Source organism: Brevundimonas albigilva, assembly GCF_023503965.1.
In the GTDB taxonomy this organism is placed as follows: Bacteria; Pseudomonadota; Alphaproteobacteria; order Caulobacterales; family Caulobacteraceae; genus Brevundimonas; species Brevundimonas albigilva.
Genome location: NZ_CP097298.1, coordinates 3,075,537 through 3,088,242, shown reverse-complemented (window position 1 = coordinate 3,088,242; position 12,706 = coordinate 3,075,537). Strand labels below are relative to the sequence as shown.

At 69.0% G+C, this 12,706-nt stretch carries 10 protein-coding genes and 3 pseudogenes; 1 reads left to right on the top strand and 12 read right to left on the bottom strand.

Features of this window, described 5'->3' with window-relative positions:
- Position 1: 1 nt before the first annotated feature.
- From MU852_RS17600 to dusB, 9 genes and pseudogenes are all read right to left on the bottom strand, one after another.
- Positions 2-1,003, bottom strand: coding sequence for a cation:proton antiporter domain-containing protein (locus MU852_RS17600; protein WP_283843688.1), 1,002 nt, complete (start codon positions 1,001-1,003; stop codon positions 2-4).
- Complete coding sequence (locus MU852_RS17595) at positions 973-1,641, bottom strand: cation:proton antiporter domain-containing protein (RefSeq protein ID WP_283843687.1); 669 nt, start codon at positions 1,639-1,641, stop codon at positions 973-975. Before MU852_RS17595 ends, MU852_RS17600 begins: the two co-directional genes overlap by 31 nt.
- 3 nt (positions 1,642-1,644) lie before the next feature.
- A pseudogene (hflX, locus tag MU852_RS16375) lies at positions 1,645-2,957 on the bottom strand (GTPase HflX).
- Positions 2,957-3,202, bottom strand: coding sequence for an RNA chaperone Hfq (hfq, locus tag MU852_RS16370; RefSeq protein WP_003164861.1), 246 nt, complete (start codon positions 3,200-3,202; stop codon positions 2,957-2,959). The pseudogene hflX and the gene hfq overlap by 1 nt, the downstream one beginning before the upstream one ends.
- A 104-nt stretch (positions 3,203-3,306) precedes the next feature.
- Positions 3,307-4,170 (bottom strand): D-amino-acid transaminase, encoded by an 864-nt coding sequence (locus MU852_RS16365; RefSeq protein WP_201216155.1) that lies wholly within the window; start codon positions 4,168-4,170, stop codon positions 3,307-3,309.
- Entirely contained in the window at positions 4,170-5,576 is a 1,407-nt protein-coding gene (gene ntrX / locus MU852_RS16360; protein ID WP_249751982.1) for a nitrogen assimilation response regulator NtrX, read from the bottom strand. Before ntrX ends, MU852_RS16365 begins: the two co-directional genes overlap by 1 nt.
- Positions 5,577-5,705: 129 nt before the next feature.
- Positions 5,706-6,869: pseudogene (locus MU852_RS16355) on the bottom strand (sensor histidine kinase); the annotation flags it as partial.
- Between the two features lie 128 nt (positions 6,870-6,997).
- The gene (locus tag MU852_RS16350; RefSeq protein ID WP_249750436.1) at positions 6,998-7,855 is read right to left on the bottom strand and encodes a hypothetical protein; all 858 of its coding nucleotides are present in this window, start codon (positions 7,853-7,855) and stop codon (positions 6,998-7,000) included.
- Positions 7,852-8,906: pseudogene (gene dusB, locus MU852_RS16345) on the bottom strand (tRNA dihydrouridine synthase DusB). Before dusB ends, MU852_RS16350 begins: the two are co-directional and overlap by 4 nt.
- 120 nt (positions 8,907-9,026) lie before the next feature.
- On the opposite strand from dusB, the gene MU852_RS16340 reads away from it, so the two are divergent.
- On the top strand, positions 9,027-10,169 hold the full coding sequence (locus MU852_RS16340; RefSeq protein ID WP_249750435.1) for a bifunctional 2-C-methyl-D-erythritol 4-phosphate cytidylyltransferase/2-C-methyl-D-erythritol 2,4-cyclodiphosphate synthase: 1,143 nt from the start codon (positions 9,027-9,029) through the stop codon (positions 10,167-10,169).
- On the opposite strand, the gene MU852_RS16335 is transcribed toward MU852_RS16340, so the two are convergent.
- The 3 genes from MU852_RS16335 to MU852_RS16325 are packed head-to-tail and all read right to left on the bottom strand — an operon-like array spanning position 10,161 to position 12,697.
- On the bottom strand, positions 10,161-10,364 hold the full coding sequence (locus tag MU852_RS16335; RefSeq protein ID WP_249750434.1) for a hypothetical protein: 204 nt from the start codon (positions 10,362-10,364) through the stop codon (positions 10,161-10,163). The genes MU852_RS16340 and MU852_RS16335 overlap by 9 nt on opposite strands.
- Before the next feature lie 18 nt (positions 10,365-10,382).
- Entirely contained in the window at positions 10,383-11,972 is a 1,590-nt protein-coding gene (locus MU852_RS16330) for a spermidine synthase (RefSeq protein WP_249750433.1), read from the bottom strand.
- 17 nt (positions 11,973-11,989) lie between these two features.
- Complete coding sequence (locus tag MU852_RS16325) at positions 11,990-12,697, bottom strand: hypothetical protein (protein WP_249750432.1); 708 nt, start codon at positions 12,695-12,697, stop codon at positions 11,990-11,992.
- Between the last annotated feature and the right edge of the window lie 9 nt (positions 12,698-12,706).

Genomic DNA, 12,706 nt, shown 5'->3' with positions numbered 1-12,706 from the left:
CCTAGAGGTAGCGCAGTTCCTGCAGGTCCACCTCGCGGATCATGCGGCGGGCGGTGACTTCGTCCAGCTGGCGCGCGCGGGCCATGCGTCCCAGTTCGTCCCGCTCGGCGGCAAGGCCGGCCAGCCACAGGCGGCGCTCGATCTCGTCGATCCTGCGCGACAGGGCGGCGTCGTCCTCGTCGGTGCGGGTGTGGGTCTCGATGCGGTGGCGATAGACCTCCATGATCCGGCTGGCGATGTCGGAATAGAGGTCGGGGTTGGGCTTGCCCTCGGCCATCGCGTGCGACACGTCCTCGATGGCGCGCAAGGCGGCCGAGGCGGCGGCCACGCGGCCGCGATCCTCCTCCCGTTCATGCGACGGTTCAGGCGGCAGTTCGACGTTCTTCAGCAGCCGCGGCAGGGCGAAGGTCGCGACCAGCAGGGACACCACGATCACCCCCGCCGCCAGGAAGATGGCCAGGTTTCGCGCCGGCATGGGCGTGCCGTCGGCCAGGGCGAACGGCAGCGTCAGGATGCCCGCCAGGGTGATGGCGCCACGCACTCCCGCCAGCGACATCACCATGGTCAGCCGCAGCCCCACCTTGGGAGGCGGCCCGCGATGACGACGCCGGAACAGGGTCAGGCGCAGCGACGTCCACACCCAGATGAACCGCAGCGCGGCCAGGGCGGCGACGATGGCGAAGACATAGACCGCCAGCCACCAGACTTCGGGCCGGCTGGTGCCCGCCACCACCTCGGCCGCGCGGGCCATGATCGAGGGCATCTGCTCGCCCAGGATCACGAAGATGATGCCGTTTGCCACGAACTGCACCGTGTCCCACACCACGCCGCGACGAATGCGCGTCATGGCCAGCGACTGGCCGCCCGCGCCCCCGCCCCTTTCGGTGAAGCTCATGGTGACGCCGGCCGCGACGGCGGCGAGAATGCCCGACGCCTGAAGCTCCTCGGCCACCAGATAGGCGGCGAAGGGGATCAGCAGGCTGATGAGGATCTGAGCGCCCACGTCCTCGCCCAGCGTCGGCTGACCCAGCCCTTGGCCGTGCTGATCGCCAGGGTCACGGCGATGCCGGACGCCACCCCGGCCAAGGCCAGCCAGGCGAAGTTGACCACCGCTTCTTGCAGCACGAAGGCGCCGGTGGTCGCCGCCGCGACGGCCAGCCGCATGCAGGTCAGGCCGGTCGCGTCGTTCAGCAGCGACTCGCCTTCCAGAATGTGCATCAGCCGCTTGGGGATCGGCGCGCGGGCGGCGATGGCCTGAACCGCGATGGGATCGGTCGGCGACAGGATGGCGGCCAGGGCGAAGGCCACCGCCAGGGGCATCTCCGGGATCATCCACCACATCAGGAAGCCCAGTCCGATGACCGTGAAGATCACCAGGCCCAGCGCCAGTTCAAGGATGATGGCGCGGTCGCGGAACAGGTCTTCCTTGGGGATCCGCCATCCGTCCAGGAACAGCAGCGGCGGCAGGAACAGCAGGAAGAAGATGTCCGGTTCCAGGTCGACCGTCACGCCGGTCACCAGGACGATGACGGCGCCCAGACCGATCTGGACCAGCGGCAGGGCGATGCGCGTCACCCGCGCGATGGAACCAGAGACCACCACGGCCAGGAGCAGCAGCAGGACGGTCTCGATCAGATGCATGGGTCAGCCGGCAAGGTCAGGATACAGGCGTTCGAATCGCCCGAGCGCCGCAGGATGCAGTCGCACGGCGACATGAGTCCGGCCAAGCTCGTCCGTCTCACGATCCGTCACGCGTCCGTGTTCATACAGCCAGGCCAGCGCCTCGCCCTGATCCGGCGCCAGCGTCACCCGCGTCTCGGGATCGTCGTCGATCAGGCGCGCGATGGTTTCGCGAAGACTTTCGACGCCCTCGCCGGTCCAGGCCGAGACCGCCACCGCCGTTCCGTCGCGCTGCTGGCGCTCGGCCTGCCCCAGGACAGCCTCGCGCGCATCGCCGTCCAGCAGGTCGATCTTGTTCCAGACTTCCAGCACGCGACGGGTCTTGCCCTCGGGAATCTCGATCTGCTGCAGCACCGACTCGACATCGGCGGCCTGCGCGTCCGTATCGGCCGAGGCGATGTCGCGCACGTGCAGGATCAGGTCGGCCTCGCCGACCTCCTCCAGCGTGGCGCGGAAACTCTCGACCAGTTCGTGCGGCAGGTCCGAGATGAAGCCCACGGTGTCGGCGATGATGGCCGGACGTCCTTGCGGCAGGCGGATGGTGCGCTGGGTGGTGTCCAGGGTGGCGAACAGCAGGTCCTTGGCGAAGACCTCGGACCCCGTCAGCCGGTTGAACAGCGTCGACTTGCCGGCGTTGGTGTAGCCGACCAGGGCCACCGTCGGGAACGGAACCTTCTGGCGCTGCTTGCGATGCAGGCCGCGCGTGCGGCGCACCTCTTCCAGCTCGGCCTTCAGCTTGACGATCCGGTCGGCGATCAGGCGCCGGTCCAGCTCGATCTGGGTTTCGCCCGGACCGCCGGTCGAGCCGGTGCCGCCCCGCTGGCGCTCCGGTGGGTCCAGGTGCGGACCAGGCGCGAGCGTTCGTAGTCCAGCCGCGCCAGTTCGACCTGAAGCCGGCCTTCCTTCGTCCGCGCGCGCCGTCCGAAGATTTCCAGGATCAGGCCGGTGCGGTCGATGACCTTCACCTCCCACGCCTTTTCCAGGTTGCGCTGCTGCACCGGCGACAGGGCGTCGTCGATGATGGCGACATCGGCGTCGGCGGCGCGCATCAGGGCGGCCAGTTCGTCCACCTTGCCGGCGCCGAAGAGGGTGGCCGGCGTCACCTTGCGGATGCGCACGATCTCCTCGCCCCGGATATCCAGGTCGAGCGCGCGCGACAGGCCGACGGCCTCTTCCAGCCGCTCTTCGGCCAGACGAGGCGAATCCGACCGTCCGTCGGGGTGGATGACAACCGCCTTCTGAACCGGGGCGGCGTGATCAATGAGTTTTGGGTCAATCAGTCTTCTTCGGCGTCGGGCTCGTACAGCTGCACGGGCGCGGACGGCATGATGGTGGAGATGGCGTGCTTGTACACCAGCTGGGACTGGCCATCGCGGCGCAGGAGCACACAGAAGTTGTCGAACCAGGTCACGATGCCCTGCAACTTGACCCCGTTCACTAGGAAGATGGTCAGCGGCGTCTTGGTCTTGCGGACCGAGTTGAGGAAGGTGTCCTGAAGGTTCTGACGTTTGTCTTGCGACATGGCAGGTTTTTCCTGTTCTTGGTTGTTCGTCGCCGTAAGGGAGCGGCGCGGGGCCGGAAGGGCCGGGACGACCTTAAACGGCGCCTCCCCGCCGGAGCAACGCCCTAAATGGCGTCTCTGCGAGCCTGTTCAAGATAGAGCTGGCGCAAGCGCTTGGTGATCGGCCCGGGTTTGCCGTCGCCGATCTTGGTCCCGTCGATCGACACCGCGGGGGTGACGAAGGCGCCCGCGGCGGTGAAGAAGGCCTCGCGCGCCCGCTTGGCCTCCTCGACGCTGAAGGGGCGTTCGTCCAGTTCGACGCCGTGCTCCTTGATCAGCTCCATCAGGGTCGTGCGGGTGCAGCCTTTCAGGATATTGGCCTGGGTGTCGCGGGTGCGCAGCTTGCCGTTCTCGTCGACGATCCAGGCGTTGGTGGAGGAGCCCTCCGTGACCAGCCCCATCTCGTCGACCATCCAGGCCTCGTAGGCGCCGGCCTCGCGGGCCGCCTGCTTGGCCAGGATGTTGGGCAGAAGCCCGACCGTCTTGATGTCGCACCGCCCCCACCGGATGTCGGGTTGGGTCAGGACGGCGACGCCCTTCCTGGCCTGCGCCTCGCCCCGCGCCAAGGGTATGGACTTCGCGGTCACGACCACGCTGGGCGGCGTGCCCGGCGCCGGAAACGGATGGTCGCGGCGCGCCGTGCCGCGCGTGACCTGAAGATAGACGATGCCGTTGACCACCCGATTGCGCCGGATGGTCTCGCGCAGCACCTGGGTCAGGGCGGCGGCCGACATGGGAATGTCGATCCGCAGTTCGTTCAGGCTGCGGTGCAGGCGCGTCATATGGCCTTCGAAGTCGGCCATCTTGCCATCGAAGACCGACCAGACCTCATAGACGCCGTCGGCGAACTGGAAGCCGCGATCCTCGATGTGCACCACGGCCTGGCCGTGCGGGCTGTAGGATCCATTGACGTAGGCGACGCGGGACATCAGGCGGTCTCTTCCTCTTCACCGCCGCGGGCGGGGGAAACGCCCAGCGACTTCAGCTTTCTGTGCAGCGCGGACCGCTCCATGCCGATGAAGGCCGCGGTGCGGGAGATGTTGCCGCCGAAGCGCATGATCTGGGCGGCCAGATACTCGCGCTCGAACACCTCGCGCGCCTCGCGCAGCGGCAGGGCGATCGTGCGTTCGGCGCCCAGCGACCCGGCCGACCCGTTCGACGTCGCCACCTCCTGCGGCAGCATGTCGGCGGTGATCGGCTCGCCAGGATCGCCCGTGGCCAGGATCAGCAGCCGCTCGATGTTGTTCCTCAGCTGGCGGATGTTGCCGGGCCAGGGGTGGACCTGAAGGACGGCCACGGCGTCGTCGCCGACGACGCGCCGGGGCAGGCCCTGCGAGGCGCTGATGGTCTCCACGAAATACTCCACCAGTTCGGCGATGTCCTCGCGGCGTTCCGACAGGGCCGGCACGCGGATCGGCACGACGTTCAGCCGGTGGAACAGGTCCTCGCGGAACCGCCCTTCGGCGATCTCGGTCTTCAGGTCGCGCGAGGTGGAGGTGACGACCCGCACGTCCACCTGAACGTCCTGTTCGCCGCCGACCCGGCGGAAGCGCTGATCGACCAGGACCCGCAGAACGCGGCTCTGGCTTTCGCGCGGCATGTCGCTGATCTCGTCCAGGTACAGGGTGCCGTTGTGGGCGCGCTCGAACACGCCGATCTTGCGCGGCCGACCGTCCTGGCCCTCCTCGCCGAACAGTTCGACATCCAGCCGTTCGGGGGTCATGCCCGCCGCGGAGATGGCCACGAATTCGGCCCGGGCGCGGGGGCTGCCTTCGTGGATCTGGCGCGCCACCAGTTCCTTGCCCGAGCCGGGCGGACCCGAGATCAGCACCCGGCTGTTGGCCTGGGCCACCTTGGCGATGGTGCCGCGCAGCGCCTGGGCCGCCTGCGATTTTCCGATCAGGCCCGACGGCGTCATCGTCTGGGCGCGCAGTCTGCGGTTTTCGCGCCGCAGGGTCGCCGCCTCTATCGCGCGTTCGACCACCACGACCAGCCGGTCAGACTTGAAGGGCTTTTCGATGAAATCGTAGGCGCCGCGCTTCAGCGCCGTCACCGCCGTCTCGATGTTGCCGTGGCCCGAGATCATCACCACCGGCAGGTCGGCGTCGATCTCCTTGACCACCTCCAGCAGTTCCAGCCCGTCCAGGCCGCCGCCCTGCATCCAGATGTCCAGGATGGCCAGAGACGGCTTGCGGGCGCGGATCGCCGCCAGCGCCTCGTCGGAGTTGGCGGCCAGGCGCACCGCATGGCCCTCGTCCTCCAGCAGGCCGGAGACCAGATCGCGGATATCGGCCTCGTCGTCGACGACCAGAATGTCGGAACCGGTAGGTCGCATCTTGCCTCGCTTATTCGGCGGCGATGGTCTGGAGCCTGCGCTCCATCGCTTCGCCGGTCCTTCCGGGGGTTTCAGGGGGAAGATCAGGCACACGCGTGCGCCGCGCAGCGTCTCGGCGTCGCCCAGCCTCAGCTCGCCGCCGTGGTCCTCGCAGATGCGCTTGACGATCGCCAGGCCCAGGCCGGTGCCCTTTTCGCGCGTGGTCACATAGGGCTCGGTCAGCCGATCCCGGTCGGTGGCGGGCAGGCCCACGCCGTCATCCTCGACCACGAACATCGCCTGGCCGTCGTGGACGTCCAGCGAAGCCTTCACGCCGGTGTCTTCCGAGGCCGCCGCCTCGCCGTCCGCCAGACGGCGCGCGGCCACGGCCTCGCCCGCGTTCTTCAGGATGTTGATCAGGGCCTGGCCGACCATGCGGCCGTCGCAAGACAGGGTGGTTTTCGGCAAGGGTTCGTCCATGTCCACGACGATGTCGGGCGCCGCGACACGCTGGGCGAACACCGCCTCGCGCAGCATCTCGGCCGGATTTTCGGGCGCGAAACGCGGAGCCGGCATCCGTGCGAAGGACGAAAACTCGTCCACCATCCGGCCGATGTCACCCACCTGGCGAATGATCGTGTCGGTGCAGCGGTCGAATATCTCCACCTCGTCGACCTTGGAGCGGTACTTGCGCTTCAGCCGCTCGGCGGACAGTTGGATCGGCGTCAGCGGGTTCTTGATCTCGTGGGCGATGCGCCGCGCCACGTCGCGCCAGGCCGCGTTTCTTTGGGCCGTGACCAGCCGGGTGATGTCGTCGAAGGTCAGGACCATCTCGCCGCCCTGCCCGCCTTCGATGCGGACGCGCAGCCTTCGCGTCTCTCCCGCGCGGCTGACGTCGATGTCCTCTTCGATATGGGCCTCGGCCCGACGCACAAGGTCGCTCAGCTCCGGCGACAGCGTCGCCAGCTCGTGGCCCAGCACCTCGTCCTCGGCGATGTGCAGAAGCTGGATGGCGCTGTCGTTGACCGCCGACACCCGCCCCCGCCGATCCAGGCCGATCACGCCGGCGCTGACCCCGGACAAGACCGTCTCGATGAAGCGGCTGCGACCCTGCGCCTCCTCGCTTGCGGCGCGCAGGGCGGTCTGTTGCGCCTGGAGATCGCCGGTCATCCGATTGAAGGCGTCGGACAGGGTCGCGATCTCCGCCGGCGCGCGATCCACCTCGACCCGCGCGGAAAAGTCGCCGCCGGCCACCTGGCCCGCCGCCTTCACCAGACGACCGATGGGCGCCGAGATGCTGCTGGCGGCCGACATCCCCATCCAGACCGCCCCGACCAGGACAAGCAACGCCGTCTCCAGATAGCTGAGCAGGAAGGCCGATTGGATGCGCGCCCGGCTTTCGCTGGCCTCCCGGTAGGCCTGGATGGCTGCGTTGGAGGCGTTCATCCGCGCGTGATCAGCCCGTCCTGCAGAGGGCGCACCAGATAGAGATAGGCGTCGCCGTACGCCGGCAAGGCGATCAGGGACCGCACGGTGTCGGGATGCTGGGTCACGTCCGTGGGCGGCTTGCCGCCCTGGGCGGCGTCTTCCAGGTAGGCGCGCGGCGGCAGCAGCAGGGGCGGCGCGCCGGGCTGTTCGGCGCGGGCCAGGATCTCGCCCTCTCCGTTCAGTATGTAGATGGCCGGATAGCCGAAGATGTCGCCGACCTGGGCCAGGGCGTCGTTGAACCTGATCCGGTCGCCGAACAGGCCGCGCGCGCTGGACAGCTGATCGGAGATGATCATCAGGTCCGAGTCCATCGAGCGCGACACGTCCTCGATGTAGGCGCGTCCGACGACGGCGCCGTTCTCGACCGAGGCCTGGACGTTGTCGCTGAACCACTGGTCGACGCCGCGGTTGACCAGGACGCCGAACACTAGGGCGATCAGCACGGCCGGGATCACCGCGACCATGGAGAACAGAGCCACGAAACGCAGGTGCAGGCGGGATCCCGCCTCGTGCGCGCCCCGGGCCAACGCCAGGACGCGCCGCCCGATCACGAACGCAAGGCCGGCGATAAGCGCCAAGTTGGCGACCAGGACGACCAGGGCGATCTGGCCGGTCGATCCGCCCGCTCCGCCCGCCCGCGCGCCCGGCGCGATGACGGTCAGCCAGACGGCCGCCGCGGTGGCGACCACCGCCACGACATAGGCCACGCCGAAGATCGACCGCGCCCGGTCGCCGTCAAGTCGGCCCCAGAACGGCTCATCGCCCGACGCGGGATCGGGCAAGGCGGCCGAAACTGGAGGCGTATCCGTCATGCAACGGCACTGTCCACAAATCGTGACCCGGTTTCAACAACGGAGTTGTCGACCCGCGCCAAATTTGATCGCCAAAGCTCCGCCATAGCCGCCTCGACGGCCTCCGGCGTCTCGATCCGGCAAATTCTTGCCTTGGCTTCACGGCGGTGTTGCGGATCGGCCGGCCAGGGGCCTGTTCGACATACCAGCCCAGGTGCTTTCGGAACATGCGCAGTCCCAGCGGCAGGCCGTAGAAGGCGACCGAGGCGCGCAGGTGTTCCAGCACGATCGCCAGGCGCGCCTGCGGACCCGGCTCCTCCATCGCCACGCCGTCGATCAGCGCCCGTTCCAGATGCGCCGCCAGCCAGGGCCGGCCATAGACGCCGCGTCCCAGCATCAGGCCGTCGGCCCCAGACCGATCCAACGCCTCTCGCGCTTGGTCCGCCGTGACGATGTCGCCGTTGACGATCACCGGCACGGCCACCGCCGCCTTGACCTCGGCCACGGCGCCCCAGTCGGCCTGGCCCGTATAGAACTGCTTGCGCGTGCGGCCGTGCACTGTGACCGCCTTGACCCCGATGGCTTCGGCGCTGCGCGCCAGTTCGGCGGCGTTGCGGCTGTCGTCATCCCAGCCCAGCCGCATCTTGACCGTGACCGGGCGGGTCGTCGCCCCGACCGCCGCCTCCATGATCCGGCGCGCCAGATCGGGCGTGCGCATCAGGGCCGACCCCGCCGCCGCGCCCGTCACCTCCTTGGCCGGGCAGCCGAAGTTCAGGTCGACGATGTCGGCGCCGGCCGCCTCGGCCATGCGCGCGCCCTCGGCCATCGCGGCCGGATCGCGGCCGACGAGCTGGATCACCGTCAGGGGCAGCCCCTCGCCCACGGCCGCGCGGCGCACGACGTCCGGCCGCGCCCGCGCCAGTTCGCGCGCCGCCACCATCTCGGTCGCGACATAGGCCGCGCCCAGCCTGGAGGCCAACAGCCGGAACGGCAGGTCGGTCACGCCGGTCATCGGCGCCATCAGCACCCGCCCGGGCACGCACACGTCCCCGATCTGCAAACGGTTCGTCATCCGGGCCTTTCGCCGCATTACGGCGGCGTTCGTCAAGCACGACCGCGGCGCTTTGATGGTTTCGATGTCGCGGGCGGAAAAGCGGATGACACGTCTTCGACGCGCGCTCTAGAAGGCGACATGACGTTTTCAGGCATCATCGTCGCGGCCGGGTCAGGCGCGCGCGCGGGCGGCGATAAGCAGTGGCGCGACCTGGGCGGCCAGCCTGTCCTTCGGCGCTCGGTCGAAGCTCTGCTGGCGACTGGCGCGCAAGAGATCGTGATCGTCGTAGCGCCCGGCGCCGAGCTGCGGGCGACGGAAACGCTGGCGGGCCTTGACGGCTGGCGCGCGGCCATCGGCGGATCGACCCGGGCCGCTTCGGTCCAGGCGGGTCTGGCCGCCCTGACCTGTCCTCCGGACCAGCCGGTCTTGATCCATGACGCGGCGCGGCCGCTGTTGCCCAGGGCGGTCGTGCAACGGCTGCTTGACGCGCTGGAAACCCATGACGGCGCCCTGCCCGCCTTGCCGGTGGCCGACAGCCTGCGTCGCGGGCGGCAAGGGTTCATGGACGGCGTCGTGGACCGCGACGGCCTGTGGCGCGCGCAGACCCCTCAGGCGTTCCGGCGCGGCGTCGTCGAACAGGCCTACGCCGTCTGGACCGACGATCACCCGCCCGCAGACGAGGCCGTGGTCGTGCAGCAACACGGCGGCCGGGTGGCCCTGGTCGCCGGCGACCCGCGCCTGATGAAGCTGACCTATCCGGAGGATTTCGCCATGGCCGAGGCCCTGCTCCCCCGCCAGACCCGTGTCGGCTCGGGCTACGACGTGCATCGCTGGGGGCCGGGAGGCTCCGTCTGGCTGTGCGGGATCGAGGTGCCGCACGACCAGACCCTGATCGGTCATTCGGACGCCGACGCCGGCCTGCACGCCCTGACCGACGCCCTGCTGGGCGCCATCGCCGACGGCGACATCGGCGATCACTTTCCGCCCAGCGATCCGAAATGGAAAGGCGCGTCCTCGGACCGTTTCCTGGTCCACGCCGCCGAACGGGTGAAGGCGCGCGGCGGGCGCATCGTCAATGTGGACGTCACCCTGATCTGCGAACGCCCCAAGGTGAAGCCGCACCGCGACGCCATGCGCCAGCGCATCGCCGACCTGCTGGCGTTGCCGCTCGACGCCGTCAGCGTGAAGGCCACGACGTCCGAGGGGCTGGGTTTCACCGGGCGCGGCGAAGGCCTTGCCGCGCAGGCCGTCGCCACCGTCGACCTGCCCGCCTCAGCCTGACGTCGCCGGATGGGCGGCCTCAACAGGGGCTTGGGTGTCTCCCGTCATCGGTCGCTGGTCGTCGCTGCCCTGGCTGCGCAGGAAGGCGGTGGCGGCGACGCCGACGTAGAGCAGCACGAACACACCCAGCAGCACGCCCAGCAGCTTCAGCAGGCGACGAGGGTTCTTCAGGACAGGCGGCTTGTCTTCGGTCATCCGCACCTTAACGCTCGTCTAAGGCGCGGGCTCCCTCACCGCACGGAATAGCGCCACTGGCGCATCAACGCGCCGAACAGGTTGACGTAGTCGTCTGTCCAGGGGCGCACGTCGGTCGGCTGCAATTGACGCCAACGACCGTCGTCGTCGATAGGGCGCGATGCCCGCCTCGGTCGGGGAGATGATCATCGCCTCGGTCGACGCCTCGGCCATCACCGGCGTATCGTCGCGCTCGATGTATATCTGATGCAGGTTCGGGACGTCGAGCGCCTGGGCGGCCGCCTCGGCCGGCAGGGTGATCTCCAGGTTCCGGTTCGACAGGTGCAGGACCACGACCCCGTTCGGCTTCAACAGCCGCAGGTAACCCCGGATCGCTTCGACCGTCAGCAGATGGGTCGGCACCGCGTCCGAGGTGAAGGCGTCGATGACGAGCAGGTCGTACGAACCGGCCGCCTCGCGCGTCATCGTCAGGCGCGCGTCGCCCAGCACCGTTCGAACCGGTCCGTCGGCGCAACCGTTGATGAAGCTGAACCAGCGCGGATCGCGTGACATCCGATCCACCATCGGATCGATCTCGAAGAACGTCAGCCGATCCTGGGCCCGCTTGTAAGCCGCCATGGCGCCCGCCCCCTGCCCCACCACGCCGATCACGGCGCCCTGGGGATTTAGGCTCTGGGCCTGCAGCGCGGCCTGCCCCAGCGGCGTCGAGGTCGCGTAATAGAGGGTCGGCCTGCACCGATGACGCGCCGCCTGGGCCTGGGCGCCATGAAGCGTGGTGCCGTGCATCAGCACATGGACCGGACCGCCCAGCGCCGGATCGGGCGTGGTCGCCACCCGCATGACGCCGAAGAAGCTGCGCTCCGACAGGTCCCAGTCATAGCCGCGAGAGATATGATAGCCGGACCAGACCATGGTCGCGATCACCACCGTGAACAGCACCGCCCGGTCGCGGATCAGGAAGGCGAACAGGGCGGCCACGCCCAGCGCCGCCTGGGCCATTCGCACCATGTGCTGTTCAGGCACCTGCGCGCGGAACTCCGGGCTGTAACGCATCGCCTCCAGAACGCCGGGCGGGGTCAGGGCGATCGCCACGCCGGCCAGCATGCAGGCCACTTCCCACCTTTTCAGGGGACCGCGCCCCCAGGGCCGGAACAGGCCCACCAGGATCAGGACCAGCGGATATTCCCAGACCATGTTGAAAATCGCCGGCGCGACCAGGGCGTTGAACACCCCGCCTACGACGCCGCCCAGCGACAGCAACAGGTAGAATTCGGTCAGCCGGTCCGGGGCCGGCCGTCGCGCCGCCAGCAGTTGATGGCACATCAGCGCGGTGAAGAAGAAGGTGGCCAGATGGATGGCGAAGATCACCGCCCATTCTCCGGTCCGGAAGGCGATCAGCGCCGCGCAGGCGGCCGATGCGCAGCCCTGGATCGCCAGGGTGAGGGGCAGGCCGATCGCCGGCCTGGCTTCAAAGGCGATCACGAAGGTCAGCAGATACAGCGCCAGCGGCGCCACCCACAGGAAGGGCGCCGAGGCCACGTCGGTCGACAGATGCGCGGTCACCCCCAGCATCAGGCTGGACGGCCCGGCGGCCAGCAGGATCAGCATGCCGCGTTCACGCCAGGTCATCGGAGCGCTGGCGGCGAGGCTGCAGGGTCGACCGCCCCGCCCGCCGTTGATCGACGTCGCCAAACGAGGAGCGCCAGACCCGCCACCAGCAGCACGAACAGACCATAGCCGCCGCTCCACCCCCATCTCTGGCCCGACAGGCTGGCCAGCGGCTCGATCAGGATGGGATAGGCCAAGAGGGCCAGAAAACTGCCCAGGTTGGACGCGGCGTAGAGGACGTAGGGGTTCTGACCGTCCGCATGGCCGGCGCGAACGCGCGCGAACCATGCCTGGAGCAGCGGCGCCGTCGCGGACAGCACGGCGAAGGGCGCCCCGACCGAAACGACCAGGGTTCCAAGCAGCCACAGGGTTGGCGCCGAAGGATCGGGATCGCCCAGCGCGCCGCTGATCCGCAACGGCAGGAACAGCGCGGCCGCCGCCAGCAGGACAAGGTGGATCGCGACCTGCGTCCGCAGCGCCGTGACGCGTTGCAGCAGATGCGCATAGCCGTAGCCGACCAGCAGCGCGGTCTGGAAGAACACCATCGAGGCGTTCCACACCGACGGCGACCCGCCCAGCGTCGGCAGCACCAGCTTGGCGACCATCGGCTGAACCGTGAACACCAGGCAGGCCGAGGTGAAGATCGCCACGGCGAACATCCATGGCGTCGCCTTGTCGCGCTTGACGTCGGGACGAGGCGAAGCGGGGTCGACGGCGAGGGTCATCGCCTCTGG

Coding starts and splice junctions, on each gene's coding strand:
- MU852_RS17595 (WP_283843687.1), bottom strand. CDS start 1,641: ATGCATCTGATCGAGACCGTCCTGCTGCTGCTCCTGGCCGTGGTGGTC.
- hfq (WP_003164861.1), bottom strand. CDS start 3,202: ATGTCGCAAGACAAACGTCAGAACCTTCAGGACACCTTCCTCAACTCG.
- MU852_RS16365 (WP_201216155.1), bottom strand. CDS start 4,170: ATGTCCCGCGTCGCCTACGTCAATGGATCCTACAGCCCGCACGGCCAG.
- ntrX (WP_249751982.1), bottom strand. CDS start 5,576: ATGCGACCTACCGGTTCCGACATTCTGGTCGTCGACGACGAGGCCGAT.
- MU852_RS16350 (WP_249750436.1), bottom strand. CDS start 7,855: ATGACGGATACGCCTCCAGTTTCGGCCGCCTTGCCCGATCCCGCGTCG.
- MU852_RS16340 (WP_249750435.1), top strand. CDS start 9,027: ATGACGTTTTCAGGCATCATCGTCGCGGCCGGGTCAGGCGCGCGCGCG.
- MU852_RS16335 (WP_249750434.1), bottom strand. CDS start 10,364: ATGACCGAAGACAAGCCGCCTGTCCTGAAGAACCCTCGTCGCCTGCTG.
- MU852_RS16330 (WP_249750433.1), bottom strand. CDS start 11,972: ATGCTGATCCTGCTGGCCGCCGGGCCGTCCAGCCTGATGCTGGGGGTG.
- MU852_RS16325 (WP_249750432.1), bottom strand. CDS start 12,697: ATGACCCTCGCCGTCGACCCCGCTTCGCCTCGTCCCGACGTCAAGCGC.